Source organism: Acinetobacter septicus, from assembly GCF_019355975.1.
GTDB classification, from domain to species: domain Bacteria; phylum Pseudomonadota; class Gammaproteobacteria; order Pseudomonadales; family Moraxellaceae; genus Acinetobacter; species Acinetobacter ursingii.
This window is the reverse complement of record NZ_CP079898.1, coordinates 777,542-797,175: the sequence shown is the minus strand read 5'-3', so window position 1 is coordinate 797,175 and position 19,634 is coordinate 777,542. Positions and strand designations below refer to the sequence as shown.

Sequence of the window (19,634 nt, the reverse complement as noted above, 5' to 3'; positions counted from 1 at the left end):
CTCAGTATTTTACTCATTTACAACTGATATCACAAGTCTATAATAGCGTTGGCAGAATTTTAGTCGTAAAAATATAGGCATTTTAATGATTGTTTTAGGCTTGGAAACCTCTTGTGACGAAACTGGCTTGGCGATTTACGATAGCGAGCAAGGACTGCGTGGACAGGTGCTTTACAGTCAAATTAAACTCCATGCGGAATATGGCGGTGTGGTGCCAGAACTAGCCTCACGTGATCATGTACGTAAACTCATTCCATTATTGAACGAACTGCTTGCGCAAAGTCAAATCGATAAAAAAGACATTGATGCAGTCGCCTATACCCGTGGCCCAGGTTTAATGGGTGCGCTGATGACAGGTGCATTGTTTGGACGAACATTGGCGTTGGCATTGAATAAACCTGCGATAGGTGTGCATCACATGGAAGGGCATATGCTTGCGCCATTGTTATCTGCCACGCCGCCAGCGTTCCCTTTTGTGGCACTACTTGTATCTGGTGGTCATACCCAGCTAATGGCGGCTTATGGCATTGGTCAGTACGAACTACTTGGTGAATCTATTGATGATGCAGCAGGTGAAGCATTTGATAAAGTCGCAAAAATGATGGAGTTACCTTATCCCGGTGGGCCAAATATTGCAAAATTAGCCTTACAGGGAGATGCTCAAGCTTTTGATTTTCCGCGCCCCATGTTACATCAAGGATTGGACTTTTCATTTAGCGGTTTAAAAACAGCAGTTTCAGTTCAGCTAAAAAAATTGGGCGAAGAAAATCGTGATGCAGATATTGCGGCATCCTTTCAAGAAGCGATCGTGGATACTCTGGTTAAAAAATCCGTCAAAGCTTTAAAGCAAACGGGATTAAAACGATTGGTGATTGCAGGTGGTGTTAGTGCCAATCTGCGCTTACGTGAACAATTAGAAACGTCTTTGCAAAAGATTAAAGCCCAAGTCTATTATGCAGAACCCGCTTTATGTACCGATAATGGCGCCATGATCGCTTTTGCAGGGTATGAGCGTTTAAAAGCTGGACAACACGATGGGCTTGAAGTGACCACAACACCAAGATGGCCGATGACTGAGCTTAAAAATCCGAATGCAGTATAAGCACAGAAAAAGCATTTAAAAATCAATTAAAAATAAAAGGGTACAATCTATGGACTGTACCCTTTTATTTTTTTGTAGCGAAGTATTAGAAGTTATATTCCATACCTACGCCAACAACAGTTTTCTTGTCATCATCAGATAACCAGTCACGTTTTTGTTGCGCCAATACGCCATAAAAACGAGCTTGTTTATTGAAGTTATAATCTACGCCTAAGCCATATTGAGAAATTTTACGATCTGAGCGATTGTCGACAGAGGTATTTGATTCAATATATTCACCTTTGATTTTCCAAGGTGTAGAAGCAATTGCATAAGCAGCGGTTAAACCCCATGCATCTTCTTCAAGACCTTTATACGACGTTACAGTTGTACCACTTGTGGTCGATACTGTGTCATCAGTAGGTTGAGCATTTTGCCATAAAGCACCGAATACTAAACCATCGACACCTGCTTTTGCCAAATCAATAGAACCTGTTACACGAACAGCGTCTGAATAGATACCAGAAAGACTGTAGGCATTATATTTACCAGCTAATCCAAAATTACCCGCAATACCAGCAGCCAATCCATAATCTTTATTTTCATAAGTTAAAGAAGTTGAGATCCCATCTCCAAAGCCATCACGCTTACCTTCTTTACCCAAGCTCGTATTATCAGTTTTGGTATCTTCGCCTTGTTGCGCCATGATATTGAACTGTAAGCCTGGAATAATCAGCTCTTTATCTGTTTCAAAGCCAATCGCGTTATTTGAACGCTCTTCACCATGAAGAACAGAAGTCATATCTAAGATCGTGTGATCGTTGAAGATATCCTGATTGTTACCCGCATTTGTTTTAAAATAAGTATCGTAACGACCAGCTTTTAAAGTCCCGATTTTATTGAATTTTAAACCTAAAAAGCGGTTACGCATACTTAAGTCAGTATCTGAACCTGAACCATCTGTAGAGATTGCCCATTCAGCCAAATATACAACAGATACTTTGTCTGTTAATTTTTCTTCACCTTTTACCCCGATACGTGAAGCATTTGAATTAAGTGCAGTGACATCATTTCCTGCAAAATCACTGTTATCAACTTGGTCTAAGGTAACATTAAGTTTACCGTACAAAGTTGGCGCTGCTTGCGCTGCGGTGATGCTAAGCGTTGATACTGCGGCAGCGATAAGCAATTTTTTCATTGAGATTTCTCCAAAACACAAGTTCAGTGGCATATGCCCAAATTCACTATTTTTTTAAAGTTTGCTTATGTACAAAAAATTACAGAAGCTCACCAACTTGCTAAGCAGTATCTTTAAACTTTGTTACAAATGGGTGAAAAATACGTGACAGTTTGATGACAGGTGATGGATTGAAATTTATTTTAATATTTGATTTTATTGTTTTTATATAAAAAAAGGAGCCTAAGCTCCATTTTTATAAACCTTAATTTTACTCAAAGTTCAGCTTTTATCTTTTCTGCAAGGGTTTTAATTTTTTCCTGATCACCCATTTGTGCGGCATGACGACCCAATTGATGAATAGAGCTAGGAATCAGATGAAAATGCACATGTGGAACGGTTTGACCCGCAGCTTCACCAGACAGTTGCATTAAAACAATACCTTTAGCATCCAGTGCTTTTTCAATGGCTTGAGCAACTTTTTGTACGACTTGAATGGTATAAGCCGCTGCTTCAGGGGGCAAATCAAGTAAAGTCACCGCAGGAGTTTTAGGGATGACCAAAGCATGACCATCCGCCTGAGGCATAATGTCCATAAATGCAAGTACCTGATCATCTTCATATAACTTGATTGCTGGAAGTTCACCGCGAATGATTCGGGCAAAAATATTCTGCTCATCGTAGGCCATATTATTATCCTTCAAACCTCTAATACATTTTGATATTTGATTTCTTTCATAAGCCCTTTATTCCTTTTTTGAAAAGAATAAAGAGGGACTAATCAGTGATCAAAGAAATTTATTATTTACAGTTTAGCTCTTTCTGACGCTGTTCAATCTGGTCAAGACGTTGTTGTTCTTTATCAGAAAATTTGGGTTTGGTGGTATGACAGTTTTCATTTCCATATTTAGCTTTGGCTTCTGGATCTTTAAAACAAAAACCTTTTGATGCATAGATGAGGTTAGAGTCATCCTGAAGTTTTTTGCATTCTTGATCGGATGTTGCAGCGTGCACTGAGACACCTGCAAGGGTCATCATTCCAGTAAAAAGTGCAACAGCGAACTTATTCATGAGGGTATCCTCTTTTCATCGGTGTAAATGTAACGACCTATGTCTAAATATAGGGGCTTTACAGGAAAAAGCAATGTTGAATCATTACTCTAGTGTAATTTTACTCCACGATTCATACATTTTTATGGCAGCTGAGAAGTCGCTATTTTCTTCAGCAGTAAGACTGGCAGCTTGAATTAGACTCTGTACTAAAGCAATTACTGGCGCTGGTAAGTTGGCATCACGAACCAGATCTAGTGCAATACCTGTATCTTTAGCGAGTAGTGGTAATCCAAAAGTCACAGGAAAACTACGATTCAAAATACGTTGCGGCAATACAGTTTCGGTCACACCACTTTTTCCGCTTGACGCGTTAATGCAGTCCATAGCTTCTGTCAGATTGACACCATGCGCTTTCAGTGTGGTAAAGCCCTCAGCAACAGACCATAGATTAACTGCGAGTAACATGTTGTTGACCGCTTTTACCGCAAAACCTGCGCCTGATGTGCCGACATGTTTAATCAGTTTTCCAAATGCCTGAATAGCGGGCAACGCACGTTCAAAAGCAGCCTGATCTCCACCCACCATAACCGTTAATGTTGCATTATCTGCACCAATGGTTTGGCCGCTGACAGGCGCATCTAAAAAATCAATATTTTCAGTTTTGAGTTGTGTAGCGAGTTTACGAGCTGAATCAGGCACACCACTGGTACAGTCGACCCAAATGCTGCCTGATTTTAATTGAACACTATTGATCAAATGTTCGACATCAGCACTGGTCGGTAAACATGAAAAAATGATGTCTGCCTGTACCGCTTGCGTTAAATCAACCGCTTGAGTTCCATATGTAGCTGCATGTTGTTTGGCTTTGTCCATATTTCGATTCCAGACATACACGGTATCGAAATGTTTGGGTAAATGCGATGCCATGCGATAACCCATCGCGCCAAGACCAATAAATGCAACTGATTGAACCATAATCTACTCTTTTGTTATCTGCGTTGAACGTTGTGTGAGCCAATCTTTAAATATGGGCCAAAACTCATCGGAACTGGCCTGACTGGACATGAGTCCTAAATGCCCACCGGGAATTAGAGTAAACGTGACATCACTACTATTTGTCAATTGGGTGAGGGGTTTTACAGCATCTGCTGTAACCAATTGATCACTACGACCTGCACCCACCAACAATGATGATCGAATATTTTTTAATTCAATAACTTGATCTTTAAGATGAATAATGCCTTTTTTAAGAGGATTTTGTAGCCAGACATTAAATAACATGTCCTGATTAATTCCACCTGGATAATCGATCATATTATTTAAAAAATTACCGAGTGTGGCATGTTCCTGCACCAGTTTTTTATTTTCAAGGTTTTTTAAAAGTTGTATATGACCATCAATCCAGCCTTTCGGATCAAGAATTTTAAAACCCAACGCATTTAAAATTCCTGGGGTGTGAATTAAGCGTTTGGGTAGTCCGTTATAAATTCGTTGCTGTAATTTTTTATGTCGATCGATAGTTTTATGCATAAATTGATAAAGTTTACCAATGCGTCCAGATGCATAACTATCAATTGGGCTTCCTAAAACAATCAAATTTTTAACGTAATTTGGCTGATTGAGCGCACTGTATAACAACACAAAAATACCCGCCATACTCCAACCATGCAGTGAAATTTGATCACTTTGAGAATGTTCACGAATCACTTGAATATATTCAGGCAGTGCTTTACTGACAAAAGATAAAAAATTGAGATGACGATCTTGATAAGTTAAACGACCCCAATCTACCAGATAGACATCAAAACCATGTTTTTGAAAGTATTGAATCAGTGAGCGATAAGGATAAAGATCATAAATCGCCATATTAATCGCCAAAGGTGCAACAAAAACTAAGGGTTCTTTATAAGATTTGTCGGCTGCTGCATAATAACGAACTCGCGTCTGCCCAAACTCTGCAATCACTTGATAGGGTGTTGTTTGTGATAAAACCAGAGATTCTTCATGAAAAAGACGCGCTGAAAGATGTTTAAGTTTGATTTGCTGATGATGGATAAGTGATTTGAATGATTCCATTCGTTGCATATTTCTCAGATCCAAAAAAGTTTGGATGAAGTCTAAGCGATAATTTGATCTTTTACCTTGACCTTAAATACCGTAGAAGCTCAAAATGTTGGCAGTTTTTCCACTTGAGCGGTCTTTAGACTGAGAACAAAGCAATGCATAGCCAAAACGATGAATTAGAATACCAGTTAGATACTCTTGCAATCCGTACAGGGCATACCCGTAGTTTTGAAGGTGAACATGCTGAACCTATTTTTCTGACCTCGTCTTTCGTATATGAAAATGCAGCAGAAGCGGCTGCCAAGTTTTCTGGCGAAGTGGCGGGAAATATCTATTCTCGTTTTACCAATCCAACCGTGGCCATGTTTGAAAAACGTCTTGCTGCAATGGATGGAGCTGAACGTGCAGTTGCGACGAGTTCTGGTATGGGTGCCATTTTATCTGTTTGCATGGCTTTTTTAAAAGCAGGGGATCATGTCATTTGTTCTCGTGCCGTTTTTGGCTCAATCGTGGCATTATTTGAAAAATATATCGCAAAGTTTGGTGTTGATGTCACCTTTGTCGATTTAAATGATCTGGATGCATGGAAAAATGCGATGCGCCCAGAAACCAAAATTTTGTTTATCGAGTCGCCATCCAACCCTTTGGCTGAAATTGCTGATATTCCACTCTTGGCCGATATTGCTCATGCTCAAAATGCAATGTTAGTAGTGGATAACAGTTTTTGTACGCCAGTTTTGCAGCAACCTTTAAAATTGGGTGCAGATTTGGTGGTTTATTCAGCCACTAAATATCTGGATGGACAGGGTCGAGCTTTAGGTGGTGCTGTGACAGGCAACCATAAGTTACTCGAAGAAGTATTTGGTGTGGTGCGTACACTGGGCCCATCGATGAGTCCATTTAATGCTTGGGTGTTCTTAAAAGGTCTGGAAACTTTACGTTTAAGAATGAAAGCACACTGTGAAAATGCGCAACAGCTTGCTGAATGGCTTAATCAGCACGACAAAGTTGAAAAAGTGTATTATGCGGGTTTGCCTGAACATATTGGTCATGAGCGTGCAGCCAAACAACAAAATGGCTTTGGTGGTATTGTCTCTTTCGTAGTAAAAAGCGGTCGTGAAGGCGCGTGGAAAGTCATCGATAATACTCAGTTTATCTCGATTACAGGTAATCTTGGCGATGTAAAATCAACAATTACCCATCCTGCCACGACGACTCATGGTAAATTGTCACCTGAAGCAAAGCAGGCAGCAGGCATACAGGAAGGCTTAATTCGAGTTTCTGTAGGAATTGAAAATATTTCAGATATTATTCGCGATATTGAACGTGGTTTAGCTTTAATTTGAACTTATTAGTTTTAAATCTTTTGGAGAAAAATTTATGAACATTAATATGCTCATGCAGCAAGCACAACGCATGCAAAAAGATATGGAAGCCAATGCCAAAAAGGCAAAAGAAGAGTTGGCTAATACTGAGGTTAAAGCAGAAGCAGGCGGCGGGTTGGTTAAAGTGACCATGACAGGTCGCTTTGTGGTTAAACGTGTCGAAATCAGTCCTGATTTACTTCAAGACGAACCAGATATGATTGAAGACTTAATTGCTGCCGCAGTAAATGATGCCGTTCGTCAGGCAGAACTGGTTGCGGATGAAAAAATGAAAAGTGCAAACTCAGGCATGGGTTTACCTCCTGGCTTAGCAGGTATGTTCTAAGCAGATTTTATCAGAGGAATATCTGTGTTTAGTGATCGATTTGAACAACTTGTTCAAGCATTACGAGTTTTACCCAGCGTTGGGCCGAAATCGGCTCAACGTATGGCATTACATTTACTGATGAAAAATCGTGAAGGTGCTTTTGGTTTGGCACACGCTTTACATGAAGCCTCTTCGCATATTCATGAATGTAAAATATGTCATTCTCTGACTGAAAATGAAATTTGTGATATTTGTCTTTCCAATGATCGTGATCAACAATTGTTGTGTGTGGTTGAATCTCCAGCCGATGTCATGGCGATTGAGCAAAGCGGTAGTTTCCGTGGGAAATACCATGTATTGGGTGGGCATTTATCTCCACTTGATGGCATTGGTCCCGAAGAAATCGGCATTCCTTATCTGATTCAGCGTCTAAGTGAAGGGCAGATTGAAGAAGTGATTTTGGCGACCAATGCGACTGTAGAAGGTCAGGCAACCGCGCATTATCTGGTAGAAGCTACCAAGCACTTACCACTGAATATGACGCGTATTGCTCAAGGCGTACCGCAAGGTGGTGAACTTGAATATGTCGATAGCCATACTTTAAGTCAGGCCGTTCATAATCGTATGCGTATGAAATGAGGCATTCTTGTTTCATACTTTTAGCTTTTAAGTTCAAATTAAACCAGACTCTGGATTGATTCTTCATGTTGTAAAGCGATACAAAACTGAAATTTATTTGAGAGAGAAAGGGCTTAAAAAGTTAATTAAAAAATATAATGATAATTTCGTTCAAAAAATAAAGCATTAATAACGTTTTGGCTAGAATATTCTCAAATTGTAGTGTTATATATACAGACGCAGTTAACTGCGCTAGTTGTTAAATCGAGAAAACATGTTTCATTTTATTCAGCAGCAAGATGATTTTGCTCACGTTCTTCAGCAAATGGATCAATATCCAGAGTATGCTTTGGACACCGAATTTATTAAAGTTGATACGCTTTGGCCAAAGTTGGGTGTATTCCAGATTAATGTGAATGAGCAAATCTATTTACTCGATGGTGCTGCTCTGGATTTAACGCCTTTTTGGAATAAACTCTATCTTGCCAAGCAAAATATTTTCCATGCTTGTGGTGAAGATATTGATCTGATTTATCATTATGCTCAGCAAGATGTGTTGGAAAATGTATTTGATACACAAGTTGCTTTGTCATTTTTAGGGCATGGTTTACAGGTCAGCTATCAAAATGCCCTGAAATTAATTTTAGATATTGAAATTGACAAAGATCAGACTCGTTCAGACTGGTTGGCACGGCCTTTAACGACTGAACAACTCAATTATGCAGCCAATGATGTCATTTATTTGTTTCAGCTTTCAGATCAGCTTAAAGCGCAATTACAACAAAAAAATAAATATGATTTTGTACTCGAAGATTGTCAAAGTCTAACCAAAGAAATTGCCAGAGAAACGCCTGTTCATCTACTTTATACTGATATTGGAAATTATCGTCACTCACGTAAACAATTGATGCAATTACAGCAGCTTAGTGTCTGGCGTGAACAACTGATTAAAGCCTTGAATCAGCCGCGTAGTTTTATTTTAAAAAATTCAAGCATGATTGATTTGGTAGAGAAAAATCCAAAAAATAATTTCCAATTATCCCATATTAAAGATATTCGCCCAAATATTATTCGGGAACATGGCAAAACGATTCTGGATTTGCTTAAATTTCTGCCACTAGAAAATGAATGGCCATTACGTTTGGCACGACCCATTAAACAATGCTCAGAAAATGTCAGCATGAAAATGCAACAATTGATTCAAAACGTGGTGGATACGACCGAAATTCCCAAAGAAGTTCTACTGCGTAAAAAATGGATGAATGCACTGTATCAACACGTTGTTTTTCATGGGGATGAGCAAGATTTACCAGAATATTTACTCGGCTGGCGTTATGAACGATTAACCCAGCCCCTGATCCAGATTCTGCGTGAAGATGAAGATTTTTTAATGAACCAAATGCAGGTAGCGCGATAAGTCTTGAGAGCCAAATGATCTTTCAGGACGACTGTTGGGTTACGATTCGCTAATGTCACCACCGAATTTTTGATGTATGCTTTTTAGCAAGTGATGAGAGTTTAGTAAAATATGCACTGTGATATTTATAGATCGAGCAAAAAAGATGAAATGTACATTTATATTGCTCGTCCAGACTATCCAAATGATGAGGTCGAAGGAAAAGATCCTTTAGAAAATGTTCCTGAAACGATTCGACAGGCTTTTGGCCGACCAACATTTGTCATGCATCTTGAACTTTCTCAGTCACGAAAACTGGCGCGTGTCAACGTGTTACATGTGATGGATTCACTACAAACCACTGGCTTTTTTATTCAAATGCCACCAGAAGGATTTATCAATCCAACCGATGAACCAGAGGGGTTAAGAGGTGCTTGATCAACTCAGTGCAATATGGAACGGCCTGTTGTCCTCACTTGATTCAGTTCCAGAAGATAGTATTGCTGTGACAGTCTATGTCGTGGGAACCATTATTGTCTTATGGTGTTGGTATGGTGTGGCAAAACGACTTCCTCATCTCTTGGGTGGAATTAGTTGGATCGTTCTGTTTGCAATTTTAGCGACACCGACTGTTTCCGATGGTGCAAATGCAGAAATCGCACCTGCTATTTTTGGGGTGTTATTTGGTGTTTTAACCAAAGAGCAAGCACTGGTATGGGCGAATGTATCGCTTATTCTTTTGGTCACTGGGGTGGGGTTAATTATCGGTTATTCGTGGTCGAAATATCGCATGAACAAAGTGGCTTCTGATGAAAGTCGCGCGTCCATTTAAGTAAAAAAATAAAGGTTATAAGATGGCTGTTGATTCACAACATTTCTCGGGTACAGATCAGTACATCGCAACGGATAGCTTAAAACTTGCTGTTAAAGCTGCACGTGCGCTACAAAAACCATTATTGGTCAAAGGTGAGCCGGGTACAGGTAAAACACTACTTGCAGAACAAGTCGCTGAAAGTTTGGGTTTAAAACTGATTACATGGCACATTAAGTCCACGACCAAAGCGCAACAGGGTTTATATGAATACGATGCTGTATCGCGTTTACGTGATAGCCAGTTAGGTGATGATCGGGTTTATGATATTAAAAACTATATTAAACCTGGGAAATTGTGGGAAGCGTTTACCAGTGAAGAGCGCTGTGTTTTATTGATTGATGAAATTGATAAAGCAGATATCGAGTTTCCAAATGACTTGTTACATGAACTAGATAAAATGTCGTTTTATGTTTATGAAACAGGGGAAACGATTACCGCTATTCAGCGCCCGATTGTGATCATTACTTCAAATAATGAAAAAGAATTGCCAGATGCATTTTTGCGTCGTTGTTTCTTTCATTATATTGAGTTTCCTGATGAAGCGACCATGCGTGAAATTATTGCGGTACATTTTCCAAAAATTTCAACGACACTGGTGAGTGAAGCATTACAAATTTTCTTTAAATTACGTCAGGTACCAAATTTAAAAAAACCGCCATCGACATCTGAATTGATTGATTGGTTAAGTTTGCTGATGGCCGATGATATGCCAGAAGATGTGCTGCGCAATCACGACAAATCTAAAGCCATTCCGCCGCTGTATGGTGCATTGATTAAAAATGAACAAGATGTACAACTGTTAGAACGACTCGCCTTTATGTCACGTCGTTAAGGGTGGTCGCTTATGTTTGTGCGGCTGTTTTATACCCTCAGAAAATATGGCGTTCCTGTTACGACGCGTGAACTCATTGATTTAAATCAGGCTGTCGCTGAAGGACTGGTCTTTGCAGATCAGAATGAATTTTATCAACTTGCTAAAACCATTTTGGTCAAAGATGAGCGTTTCTTTGATAAATTCGATCGTGCGATTAAGGATTATTTTGACGGGATAGAAACCTTCGATCTGGATGAATTACTGAAGCAAGTCCAAAAGATCCCCAAAGAATGGCTGGATTTGGAGCTACTGGAGAAACATTTAACTCCTGAACAAAGAGCTGCGCTACAAAAAGCAGGTTCTTTGGAAGAACTGATGAAAATGCTGGAAGAACGTTTACGTGAACAGCATAAAAAACATCAGGGTGGCAATCGAATGATCGGTACAGGTGGTACATCGCCTTTTGGTGCGTTTGGGGATCATCCTGAAGGCGTGCGGATTGGTGGACCTGGCCGAAAACGTTCAGCAGTTAAAGTCTGGGAACAACGGAAATATCAAAATCTGGACGATGAACAGATTTTGGGAACACGTCAGATGCAACTGGCTTTACGCCGTTTACGCAAATTTGCACGTCAAGGTGCAGCGGAAGAACTTGATGTTGATGGTACAATCCGTGAAACTGCAAAGCAGGGCATATTGGATGTACAATTAGTTCCTGAAAGACGTAACCGTGTTAAAGTGCTGATGCTTTTCGATGTTGGCGGCTCGATGGACTCTTATATCGCACAATGTGAAAAACTTTTTAGTGCTGCCAAAACTGAATTTAAAACACTGGAATACTTCTATTTTCATAACTGCCTGTACGATTATGTTTGGAAAGATAATCATCGTCGACAAGCAAGCCGTTTGGAAACATGGGATCTATTTCATAAATATGGACGCGATTACCGTGTGATTGTGGTTGGTGATGCGAGTATGGCACCTTATGAACTACGTTCGGCAGGTGGTTCAGTTGAATATATGAATGATGAAGCAGGCGAGGTTTGGTTGCGTCGTTTGCGCCAGCATTTTGATAAGATTGCATGGCTAAATCCAGAAGAAGAAAATTATTGGCATTACACACAAACTATCAGCTTAATTAAGCAAATCTTTGATGATCATATGTACCCGATGACTTTAAAAGGAGTTGAAGATCTAACGCGTTATTTATCGCGTTAAAACTCACTGGGTTGGGTAGTGCACATTAAAAATGAATTGGTGCATATTGTTGTGTGGACTTTATATTGATACTTGATTTTTAGTAGTTCAAACAAAAATGCCTGATGAATTTCATTGGGCATTTCATCGTTTAGAATCAGAGGATATCGATGCAACTTATCGCTCTCTGCAAACTCTATACTCAGATATAAATAACTTTCTATGCTTTACAATGCATTACTGAATACTTTCAAAGCAGGCTTTAATTTTAGAGTATTGCTTGAGTAGTAGTTGTTATTATGCTTTTCAAGTTTAGATAAAATCAGATTTATTTAGAAATTAATGAACAATAAAAAAAGAGCATGCAAAGGCATGCTCTTTTTTCTTACAAAAATTACTCAGATACGATAGTAACGAGAACTTCTGCAACAACATCATGATGCAATTGGATTGCGATGTTGAATTCACCAGTGTGACGAAGCGCACCATTCGGTAAACGAACTTCTGCACGGTCTACAGTAAGACCAGCATTAGTTAATGCGTCAGCGATGTCACGAGTACCGATAGAACCAAATAGTTTACCTTCATCACCCGCTTTCGCAGTAATGACGATATTCACTTCGTTCAATTGATCAGCACGTGATTGAGCAGCAGCTAATACTTCAGCTTCTTGCTTCTCAAGTTCAGCGCGACGAGCTTCGAAAGCAGCAGTGTTTGCTTCAGTAGCAGCAACAGCTTTACCCTGAGGGATCAAGTAGTTACGGCCAAAACCAGCTTTAACTGATACTTTGTCACCAAGTTTACCTAGGTTCTTAATGCGTTGTAATAAGATAACGTCCACAGCTCACCTCACTTATGGTTGTCAGTGTACGGAATCAAAGCCAAGTAACGAGCTTGTTTAATCGCAAGCGCTAATTGACGTTGATAACGAGCTTTAGTACCAGTGATACGGCTAGGAACAATCTTGCCGTTTTCAGTGATGTACTGTTTTAAAGTGTCGATATCTTTGTAGTCGATGTACACAACATTCTCAGCTGTAAAGCGGCAGAACTTGCGACGACGGTAAAAACGTGCCATTGATGTTCTCCTTAAGCTTCTTCAGCAGATTCGTGTGATTGCTGTGCTTCTTCACGTTGAGCTTTACGCGCACGTTTTTCTTCAGCACTTTTAGCAAGTAACGATTCTTCAGTGATTGCGTGTTCACGACGAATGATGATGTTACGAATGATTGCGTCGTTATAACGGAACAATTCTTCTAATTCATCAAGAGTCGTTTGACCACATTCAACATTCATAAGAATGTAGTGTGCTTTGTGAATTTTGTTAATTGGGTAAGCCAATTGACGACGGCCCCAATCTTCTAAACGGTGAATTTGACCATCAGCTTCTTTGATCTGAGAGATATAGCGTTCAACCATACCTACTACTTGATCGCTTTGGTCTGGATGTACCAAAAGTACGATTTCGTAATGACGCATTGTCAGCTCCTTACGGTTTGGACAGCCCCTAACATAAAAATTAGAAGCAAGGAGTCATAACTGGAATAATGAATTCAAGTTAAGCCGCATAAATTGCGAAGGGTGAATTATATAGAAAAGTGCAAATAAAAACAAATGGTTTTCAGTGCAAATCAGGATAAATAGAAATCTTCCTCTCTATTAAAAGAGAGGAAGATGTGGCGCAGGTGAATGGTAAGTAAAGCTAAAACTTACACTGAGTAAGGTAATTAAGATTACCGAATACAGGAAAAAGCGTTTTGCCCAAATCTGATCATTTTCAGCTTTAAAACCAATGAGTGATAAATAAAGCCAATATGCAGTTAATGCATTAAACGTGATGAGAAAAAAGACATTGGTATAACCAAAACAGTAAAGCCCATTGAGAACTGCCGCAAAAAGTACAATGTAAATGACACATTCAACTTTGGTTCTAAAAATAGAGCGCGCTACTGGTAAAATTGGGATACCTGCATTTTTGTAATCATCAAAGCGGTAAATCGCAATTGCCCAAGAGTGGGGCATCTGCCAAAGACCATAAGCTAAGAAGATCAGTAAAGCCGCTACATCAAATTCATTGGTGACGGCAACATAACCAATGACAGGAGGGCTCGCTCCAGAAATACTACCAATCACGGTTTGATGAATCGTGGTACGTTTAGACCAGAGGCTATAAAAGCCCACATAGACAACAAAACCAATTACAGCAAATAAGAATGAATAAGGATTCACTCCAAACCATAAAATGCTAAAACCAATTACTCCAAGCACACTGGCATAGACAAGTGCAACGGATGGAGAAATCGTTTTTTTAACTAAGGCACGATTTTGAGTTCGTTGCATTTTGTGGTCAATGTCTTGATCAATTACATTATTGATGACACAACCTGAGGCTACAACAAGCGTTGTACCTAAGAGGGTGAGGATGAGTAAGAGGAAATCTACATGTCCTTGGGCGGCTAAGAAAAAGCCGCCCAAGGTGGTAATGAAATTACCAAACAGAATTCCTGGTTTAGTCAGGAATAAATATTTTTTCAACATGACAAACAGTTTAGAGCATCATATTGAAGTGTAGATAGTTCATGATCCATACAGAACCGATCAAAAGAACGGCAATACATAGAATAGTATAAATGAATGCAATCAAATTCCAGCGTTGTTCAGAAGATGTATTCATGTGTAAGAAAAACACAAGTTGTACAAGTACCTGAGCAACTGCTGTAATTCCGATAACGGTCATTAATAGACCGCGGGAAAATCCACCTGCCATCACCATCCCAAATGGGATGATGGTGAGCAGAACAGATAAAATAAACCCTACAGTGTACTGTTTAACGTTACCGTGAGATGCACCAGCAGCATTATGATCGTGACTACTCATTAGAGAACTCCCATCAAGTAAACGACGCTGAATACACAGATCCATACGATGTCAAGGAAGTGCCAGAATAAACTTAGGCAAGCAAGACGACGTGTATTTGGTAATGTCAGACCTTTGGTTTTGATCTGATACATTAATACAATCATCCAGACCAAACCAGAAGTCACGTGAATACCGTGCGTACCAACCAGTGTAAAGAATGCTGATAGGAAAGCACTTGTGCTTGGACCATGTCCTTCGTGAACTAAATGATGAAATTCATAAAGTTCCATACCAATGAACGATGCACCAAAGATAAAGGTGATAAGTAACCACATAATCACTTGGTTAACGTTCTTTTTGTACGAAGCCAGAACTGCAAAACCGAAAGTGACAGATGAGATCAAGAGAGCAAAGGTTTCAGTTAAAACAAAACCTAAAGACTCACCAAATAGCTCATGTGCACTTGGTGTACCTGGTGGAACATGGCTGCTCAAAACAGCGAACGCGATGAAGAGTGTACCGAATAAAATCAAGTCACTCATCAAGTATGTCCAGAAACCAAAGACCGTTAAGTCGGTATCATCATGTTCATGATGACCGTCATGGCCATGGTTGTCGTGATGAAGTACTTCAGCCATATCCTTAGTCCTTCTTCAAGTGTTTTTCAAGTAATGCATAGCGTTCATTTTCAATGCGCTCAACTTCAGCAGCTGGTACATAGTAATCCACTTCTTTAGTGAATGAACTACGAATAAAGCTGATAATAGCCGCAATGAAACTTACTGCAACAAGCCACCAAATGTGCCAGATCAATGCGAAGCCCATCAATGTAATAAACATTGCAATGATGAAACCAGCTGCACGATCAGTTGGCATATGAATGTCTTCATATTTGGCAGGACGTGCATACGCAACACCATTTTCTTTGTCAGTCCAGAAACGGTCTACACCATTTGCTTCAGGAACTTGTGCAAAGTTATAAAATGGAGCAGGAGATGAAGTCGACCATTCAAGAGTACGACTGTCCCATGGATCGCCTGTGTAATCCATGTTTTGATGACGTTGTAGGAAACCTACAATAATTTGCATCAAGAAACACGCAATACCAATCGCAACCAACACAGCACCAAATAATGCAATCGCTAGATATGGATCCCATTCAGGGTTGTCATAGGTATTCAAACGACGTGTCATACCCATGAAACCAAGGATATAAAGTGGCATGAATGCAAAATAGAAACCAAAGAACCAGAACCAGAATGCAGCTTTGCCCCAAGCTTCATTTAACTTCCAGCCAAACATTTTTGGCCAATAGAAAATGATACCAGCGAACATACCAAATACCACACCACCAATAATCACGTTATGGAAGTGAGCGATCAGGAACAGTGAGTTGTGTACAAGGAAATCCGCAGGTGGAACTGCCATTAATACACCAGTCAAACCACCGATACCAAAGGTCACAAGGAAGCCAAGTGTCCAGAGCATTGGTGTATCGAAAGAAATACGTCCTTTGTACATGGTAAATAACCAAGAGAAGATTTTAACCCCTGTAGGGATTGCAATAATCATGGTCATAATACCGAAGAATGCATTAACGTTTGCACCCGCACCCATGGTAAAGAAGTGATGTAACCATACAACGAATGCCAATACAGTAATGGCGATTGTTGCATATACCATTGATTTATAACCAAACAATGCTTTGCGTGAGAATGTCGCAACAATCTCTGAATACAAACCAAATGCTGGCAATACCAAGATATATACTTCTGGATGACCCCAAGTCCAAATCAAGTTCACATATAGCATTGGGCTACCGCCAAGCTCATTGGTGAAGAAATGGAAACCGAAATAACGGTCAAGGGTAAGCATGGCAAGTGTTGCTGTAAGTACAGGGAATGATGCGATGATCAGAACAGCTGTACACAATGATGTCCAAGTAAAAATTGGCATGTCCATCAGTTTCATGCCAGGTGCACGCATTTTAATGATGGTCACAAAGAAGTTAACACCAGATAAAAGCGTACCAAGACCAGAAACCTGAAGTGCCCAAATATAGTAGTCAACACCAACACCAGGAGAATACTGAATGCCAGAAAGAGGAGGATAAGCCATCCAACCTGTCGCAGCAAATTCACCCAGTACAAGCGAAGCCATCATTAGACCAGCAGCACCAGCAAACAACCAGAAACTTAAAGAGTTAAGTAATGGGAATGCAACATCACGCGCACCAATTTGTAGAGGCACAGAAATGTTCATCATACCTACAACAAGACCCATCGCTACGAAGAAGATCATGATTACGCCATGCGCAGTAAAGATCTGGTCGTAGTGGTCTGGATGTAGATAACCTTCACCGCCACCTTTAGCAAGGAACAGTTGAAGACGCATCATGATCGCATCAGCAAAGCCACGCAATAACATGACCACAGACACAAGGATATACATGATACCAATTTTCTTATGGTCTACAGATGTAAACCATTCTTTCCAGAGATATCCCCATTTTTTGAAATAGGTGATACCGCCTAGAACAGCAATTGCACCAATAGCCATTAAGACCATTGTCACTAGTACAATTGGCTCTTTAGGGATAGAGTCCCATCCGAGTTTACCTAATAACAACATGGCTTATTCCTCTACAGAAGCAGTTGCATGTGCATTAGCATCATGAGCTTGCGAACCATGTTCAGCATTTGCTGAATGGTCTGTACCGTGATAGTTGCTCATATATCTGTTAATGACAGTTTCAAACAAGTTTGGTTCAACTGAAGAATAGTAAGTCACTGGGTGTGGCTTATTCGGGAACGGCTTCATTGCTTCAGCTTTTTCTAAGGCTTCTGTATCACCAGCAGCCTCGGCACGATGTACCAGTGCTTCAATCTGATGTTTAGAACGATCCCCATCTTTCAGTGTCGCAAGTTCAGCTTGATCAAGCGTCGCTTTCTGAATAGCTTCAGCATTAATGCTTGTACCTTTACCAGCTTTAACAGCTTCTACCCATTGAGCAAATTGAGTTTCAGTTACACTATGAGCTTTAAAGCGCATTTGTGAGAAACCATAGCCTGAGTAGTTAGACGAGAAACCACGATATTCGCCAGTTTCATTCGCTAATAAATGGAGATGAGTTTGCATACCCGCCATTGCATAAATTTGGCCACCTAACGCAGGAATGAAGAATGAGTTCATTGTAAAGTTAGATGTAATTTTAAAGCTTAATGGTGTTTTCTCTGGGAAACGTACTTCATTTACTGTCGCAATATTTTGTTCAGGATAAATAAAGATCCATTTAAACTGTTCAGCAATAACTTGAATGGTTAAAGGGGCTTTATCTGAATCTAGCGGACGGTAAGGGTCGTACTTGTGGGAACCCCACCAAGTTAACCAAGCTAAAATACCAATAATAATGACAGGAATACCCCAGACTACAATTTCAATTGCAGTTGAGTGTGCCCATGTAGGTTTATAGTCTGCATCTTTATTTGACGCGCGATATTTCCAACCAAACCATAACGCCATAATGATTGAAGGAATTACAACCAATAGCATTAAGTAGATCGCAGTCATCATCAGGTTACTTTGACCTTCAGCAACTGGACCTTTAGAGTTTAGAAGTACTAAATCACCACCACACCCTGTTAAAAGTGCGGAAACCGCCGATAAAGACAATACAGCTAAAATCGTTTGTCTCATTTTACAACCTCGGTGAAGAGTCCCATTCCCTAAGTAAATTGGGGATAGCGATAAAAGTGTCGCATGATGGAGAAGAATGAATCCTGTTACAGAACATATTTCTCAATCATGTGACACAGCTATGTTGTAGGGCATTATGCCTGATATCGTGAAACTAAGCTACTTGAAAGTGACGTTAAATATTTGTTATGACACCTGATTTATCTGCTTGTTTTATCTTTTGAATGCTGGCTTAAAAGTCAATTTTTTTCATGGATTTATCATAAAAAAGGAGTGAATGATCACTCCTTTAATTATTTTTTAATATTGATGACTTTGGTTTTTGCTAGTCTATCATGCAAACTGTTGTTTCCTTTGGAAAAAAATAAAACAATATCTGCAATAAAAACAATGACCAAAAGCGGTAAAAGGCTTATCAACTGTGAAATGATAATAAATAGAAATGAGCGTACAAAAAAACCGCGAAATTGCCCAGGAAGCTGATTGGTCGTTGCATCAACAATTTGCAAATGGAATAATTTTTTACCAATAGATTGACCAGAACGAGCAATAAAATAATTTTGTAAAAATAACAAGCCAAGTGTGTAGATGAGTAATGCGACTGGAACCCATGTAGGCATGTTGTCGCGCATGGCTTCAGCAATTTTAATTTGCTGTTCAACATCAAAACTAGTGGTTTGTTGAAGTAGATCATGCGGTAAAAAGAGCATTGTCACAATAATTTGCGGCAAAATCAGCAAAGCTAAATCGATAAGCTTGGCCGAAATACGCTTGCTCACAGGAGCAGCCGTTGCTTTGGCTGTCTGATTGACTTTAATGTCACGGATGACATCATTTTGACTGTGGGCTGGGGCATCAAAAGTAGAATTTGTTGTCGAGTTTACAGGTTGGTAGACAAGTTTACCTTGAGTGAGTTCACCTAAGGCTCTCCATTCAGTCATACCTTCGTGCCATGCTAAGTCGGTCAATAGCACTTGTTGGCTAGCGAGCATCTGGTTCAGTTGTTCTAATGTATAAGGACCAGCCTGTTGGTTATTTCTTGCCAAGTAAATTTGCATAAGTTTTAAATCTCAACAGCTTAAAGATGAAAAAGACCCCGCGCGAGGGTCTTTT

23 protein-coding genes are annotated in these 19,634 nt (G+C 39.8%); 9 read left to right on the top strand and 14 right to left on the bottom strand.

Annotation, left to right across the window (positions count from 1 at the left end):
* The first annotated feature begins 85 nt into the window (after positions 1 to 85).
* Positions 86 to 1,102: a tRNA (adenosine(37)-N6)-threonylcarbamoyltransferase complex transferase subunit TsaD gene (gene tsaD / locus I6L31_RS03920; RefSeq protein ID WP_004988225.1), complete on the top strand. Its 1,017-nt coding sequence runs from the start codon at positions 86 to 88 to the stop codon at positions 1,100 to 1,102.
* 85 nt (positions 1,103 to 1,187) lie between these two features.
* On the opposite strand, the gene I6L31_RS03915 is transcribed toward tsaD, so the two are convergent.
* The 5 genes from I6L31_RS03915 to I6L31_RS03895 form a co-directional block, all read right to left on the bottom strand.
* Complete coding sequence (locus tag I6L31_RS03915; protein WP_004988223.1) at positions 1,188 to 2,279, bottom strand: porin; 1,092 nt, start codon at positions 2,277 to 2,279, stop codon at positions 1,188 to 1,190.
* Between the two features lie 254 nt (positions 2,280 to 2,533).
* The gene (locus I6L31_RS03910) at positions 2,534 to 2,947 is read right to left on the bottom strand and encodes an HIT family protein (protein WP_004988221.1); all 414 of its coding nucleotides are present in this window, start codon (positions 2,945 to 2,947) and stop codon (positions 2,534 to 2,536) included.
* Positions 2,948 to 3,059: 112 nt separating this feature from the next.
* Positions 3,060 to 3,329, bottom strand: coding sequence for a YARHG domain-containing protein (locus I6L31_RS03905; RefSeq protein WP_004988220.1), 270 nt, complete (start codon positions 3,327 to 3,329; stop codon positions 3,060 to 3,062).
* Positions 3,330 to 3,413: 84 nt separating this feature from the next.
* Positions 3,414 to 4,286 (bottom strand): NAD(P)-dependent oxidoreductase, encoded by an 873-nt coding sequence (locus I6L31_RS03900; protein WP_004988219.1) that lies wholly within the window; start codon positions 4,284 to 4,286, stop codon positions 3,414 to 3,416.
* A 3-nt stretch (positions 4,287 to 4,289) separates the two neighbouring features.
* Positions 4,290 to 5,387, bottom strand: coding sequence for an alpha/beta fold hydrolase (locus tag I6L31_RS03895; RefSeq protein ID WP_155237301.1), 1,098 nt, complete (start codon positions 5,385 to 5,387; stop codon positions 4,290 to 4,292).
* Between the two features lie 143 nt (positions 5,388 to 5,530).
* On the opposite strand from I6L31_RS03895, the gene I6L31_RS03890 reads away from it, so the two are divergent.
* From I6L31_RS03890 to I6L31_RS03855, 8 genes are all read left to right on the top strand, one after another.
* Positions 5,531 to 6,721 (top strand): O-succinylhomoserine sulfhydrylase, encoded by a 1,191-nt coding sequence (locus I6L31_RS03890; RefSeq protein ID WP_004988216.1) that lies wholly within the window; start codon positions 5,531 to 5,533, stop codon positions 6,719 to 6,721.
* Positions 6,722 to 6,755: 34 nt separating this feature from the next.
* Positions 6,756 to 7,085 carry a YbaB/EbfC family nucleoid-associated protein gene (locus I6L31_RS03885; protein WP_004988215.1) on the top strand — a complete coding sequence of 110 codons (330 nt, stop codon included), beginning with the start codon at positions 6,756 to 6,758 and terminating at the stop codon, positions 7,083 to 7,085.
* Positions 7,086 to 7,109: 24 nt separating this feature from the next.
* Positions 7,110 to 7,706 (top strand): recombination mediator RecR, encoded by a 597-nt coding sequence (recR, locus tag I6L31_RS03880; RefSeq protein ID WP_004988213.1) that lies wholly within the window; start codon positions 7,110 to 7,112, stop codon positions 7,704 to 7,706.
* Between the two features lie 253 nt (positions 7,707 to 7,959).
* On the top strand, positions 7,960 to 9,102 hold the full coding sequence (locus I6L31_RS03875) for a ribonuclease D (RefSeq protein WP_004988211.1): 1,143 nt from the start codon (positions 7,960 to 7,962) through the stop codon (positions 9,100 to 9,102).
* A gap of 111 nt (positions 9,103 to 9,213) precedes the next feature.
* Positions 9,214 to 9,519 carry a YcgL domain-containing protein gene (locus I6L31_RS03870; RefSeq protein WP_005004668.1) on the top strand — a complete coding sequence of 102 codons (306 nt, stop codon included), beginning with the start codon at positions 9,214 to 9,216 and terminating at the stop codon, positions 9,517 to 9,519.
* Positions 9,512 to 9,913, top strand: coding sequence for a hypothetical protein (locus tag I6L31_RS03865; RefSeq protein ID WP_005004667.1), 402 nt, complete (start codon positions 9,512 to 9,514; stop codon positions 9,911 to 9,913). Before I6L31_RS03870 ends, I6L31_RS03865 begins: the two co-directional genes overlap by 8 nt.
* A gap of 22 nt (positions 9,914 to 9,935) precedes the next feature.
* Positions 9,936 to 10,787 (top strand): AAA family ATPase, encoded by an 852-nt coding sequence (locus I6L31_RS03860; protein WP_004988203.1) that lies wholly within the window; start codon positions 9,936 to 9,938, stop codon positions 10,785 to 10,787.
* A gap of 12 nt (positions 10,788 to 10,799) precedes the next feature.
* Entirely contained in the window at positions 10,800 to 11,987 is a 1,188-nt protein-coding gene (locus tag I6L31_RS03855; protein WP_005004663.1) for a vWA domain-containing protein, read from the top strand.
* Positions 11,988 to 12,360: 373 nt separating this feature from the next.
* Here the strand turns inward: I6L31_RS03855 and rplI are convergent, their stop codons facing one another.
* The 9 genes from rplI to I6L31_RS03810 form a co-directional block, all read right to left on the bottom strand.
* Entirely contained in the window at positions 12,361 to 12,807 is a 447-nt protein-coding gene (rplI, locus tag I6L31_RS03850; protein ID WP_004988199.1) for a 50S ribosomal protein L9, read from the bottom strand.
* 8 nt (positions 12,808 to 12,815) lie between these two features.
* Positions 12,816 to 13,043 (bottom strand): 30S ribosomal protein S18, encoded by a 228-nt coding sequence (gene rpsR / locus I6L31_RS03845; protein ID WP_004988197.1) that lies wholly within the window; start codon positions 13,041 to 13,043, stop codon positions 12,816 to 12,818.
* 11 nt (positions 13,044 to 13,054) lie between these two features.
* Complete coding sequence (gene rpsF, locus I6L31_RS03840; protein WP_004988194.1) at positions 13,055 to 13,444, bottom strand: 30S ribosomal protein S6; 390 nt, start codon at positions 13,442 to 13,444, stop codon at positions 13,055 to 13,057.
* A gap of 180 nt (positions 13,445 to 13,624) precedes the next feature.
* Complete coding sequence (gene cyoE / locus I6L31_RS03835; protein WP_004988191.1) at positions 13,625 to 14,503, bottom strand: heme o synthase; 879 nt, start codon at positions 14,501 to 14,503, stop codon at positions 13,625 to 13,627.
* Positions 14,504 to 14,513: 10 nt separating this feature from the next.
* A complete protein-coding gene (gene cyoD / locus I6L31_RS03830) occupies positions 14,514 to 14,843 on the bottom strand; it encodes a cytochrome o ubiquinol oxidase subunit IV (protein WP_004988185.1) in 330 nt (109 codons plus the stop codon).
* Positions 14,843 to 15,463 carry a cytochrome o ubiquinol oxidase subunit III gene (gene cyoC / locus I6L31_RS03825; protein ID WP_004988184.1) on the bottom strand — a complete coding sequence of 207 codons (621 nt, stop codon included), beginning with the start codon at positions 15,461 to 15,463 and terminating at the stop codon, positions 14,843 to 14,845. The genes cyoD and cyoC overlap by 1 nt, the downstream gene beginning before the upstream one ends.
* Positions 15,464 to 15,467: 4 nt before the next feature.
* Positions 15,468 to 17,456 carry a cytochrome o ubiquinol oxidase subunit I gene (gene cyoB / locus I6L31_RS03820; protein WP_004988183.1) on the bottom strand — a complete coding sequence of 663 codons (1,989 nt, stop codon included), beginning with the start codon at positions 17,454 to 17,456 and terminating at the stop codon, positions 15,468 to 15,470.
* Positions 17,457 to 17,459: 3 nt separating this feature from the next.
* Positions 17,460 to 18,521 (bottom strand): ubiquinol oxidase subunit II, encoded by a 1,062-nt coding sequence (cyoA, locus tag I6L31_RS03815; RefSeq protein ID WP_004988182.1) that lies wholly within the window; start codon positions 18,519 to 18,521, stop codon positions 17,460 to 17,462.
* Positions 18,522 to 18,814: 293 nt separating this feature from the next.
* Entirely contained in the window at positions 18,815 to 19,579 is a 765-nt protein-coding gene (locus I6L31_RS03810) for an RDD family protein (RefSeq protein ID WP_005004658.1), read from the bottom strand.
* Between the last annotated feature and the right edge of the window lie 55 nt (positions 19,580 to 19,634).

Coding starts and splice junctions, on each gene's coding strand:
- tsaD (WP_004988225.1), top strand. CDS start 86: ATGATTGTTTTAGGCTTGGAAACCTCTTGTGACGAAACTGGCTTGGCG.
- I6L31_RS03915 (WP_004988223.1), bottom strand. CDS start 2,279: ATGAAAAAATTGCTTATCGCTGCCGCAGTATCAACGCTTAGCATCACC.
- I6L31_RS03910 (WP_004988221.1), bottom strand. CDS start 2,947: ATGGCCTACGATGAGCAGAATATTTTTGCCCGAATCATTCGCGGTGAA.
- I6L31_RS03905 (WP_004988220.1), bottom strand. CDS start 3,329: ATGAATAAGTTCGCTGTTGCACTTTTTACTGGAATGATGACCCTTGCA.
- I6L31_RS03900 (WP_004988219.1), bottom strand. CDS start 4,286: ATGGTTCAATCAGTTGCATTTATTGGTCTTGGCGCGATGGGTTATCGC.
- I6L31_RS03895 (WP_155237301.1), bottom strand. CDS start 5,387: ATGGAATCATTCAAATCACTTATCCATCATCAGCAAATCAAACTTAAA.
- I6L31_RS03890 (WP_004988216.1), top strand. CDS start 5,531: ATGCATAGCCAAAACGATGAATTAGAATACCAGTTAGATACTCTTGCA.
- I6L31_RS03885 (WP_004988215.1), top strand. CDS start 6,756: ATGAACATTAATATGCTCATGCAGCAAGCACAACGCATGCAAAAAGAT.
- I6L31_RS03875 (WP_004988211.1), top strand. CDS start 7,960: ATGTTTCATTTTATTCAGCAGCAAGATGATTTTGCTCACGTTCTTCAG.
- I6L31_RS03870 (WP_005004668.1), top strand. CDS start 9,214: ATGCACTGTGATATTTATAGATCGAGCAAAAAAGATGAAATGTACATT.
- I6L31_RS03860 (WP_004988203.1), top strand. CDS start 9,936: ATGGCTGTTGATTCACAACATTTCTCGGGTACAGATCAGTACATCGCA.
- I6L31_RS03855 (WP_005004663.1), top strand. CDS start 10,800: ATGTTTGTGCGGCTGTTTTATACCCTCAGAAAATATGGCGTTCCTGTT.
- rpsR (WP_004988197.1), bottom strand. CDS start 13,043: ATGGCACGTTTTTACCGTCGTCGCAAGTTCTGCCGCTTTACAGCTGAG.
- rpsF (WP_004988194.1), bottom strand. CDS start 13,444: ATGCGTCATTACGAAATCGTACTTTTGGTACATCCAGACCAAAGCGAT.
- cyoE (WP_004988191.1), bottom strand. CDS start 14,503: ATGTTGAAAAAATATTTATTCCTGACTAAACCAGGAATTCTGTTTGGT.
- cyoD (WP_004988185.1), bottom strand. CDS start 14,843: ATGAGTAGTCACGATCATAATGCTGCTGGTGCATCTCACGGTAACGTT.
- cyoC (WP_004988184.1), bottom strand. CDS start 15,463: ATGGCTGAAGTACTTCATCACGACAACCATGGCCATGACGGTCATCAT.
- cyoB (WP_004988183.1), bottom strand. CDS start 17,456: ATGTTGTTATTAGGTAAACTCGGATGGGACTCTATCCCTAAAGAGCCA.
- cyoA (WP_004988182.1), bottom strand. CDS start 18,521: ATGAGACAAACGATTTTAGCTGTATTGTCTTTATCGGCGGTTTCCGCA.
- I6L31_RS03810 (WP_005004658.1), bottom strand. CDS start 19,579: ATGCAAATTTACTTGGCAAGAAATAACCAACAGGCTGGTCCTTATACA.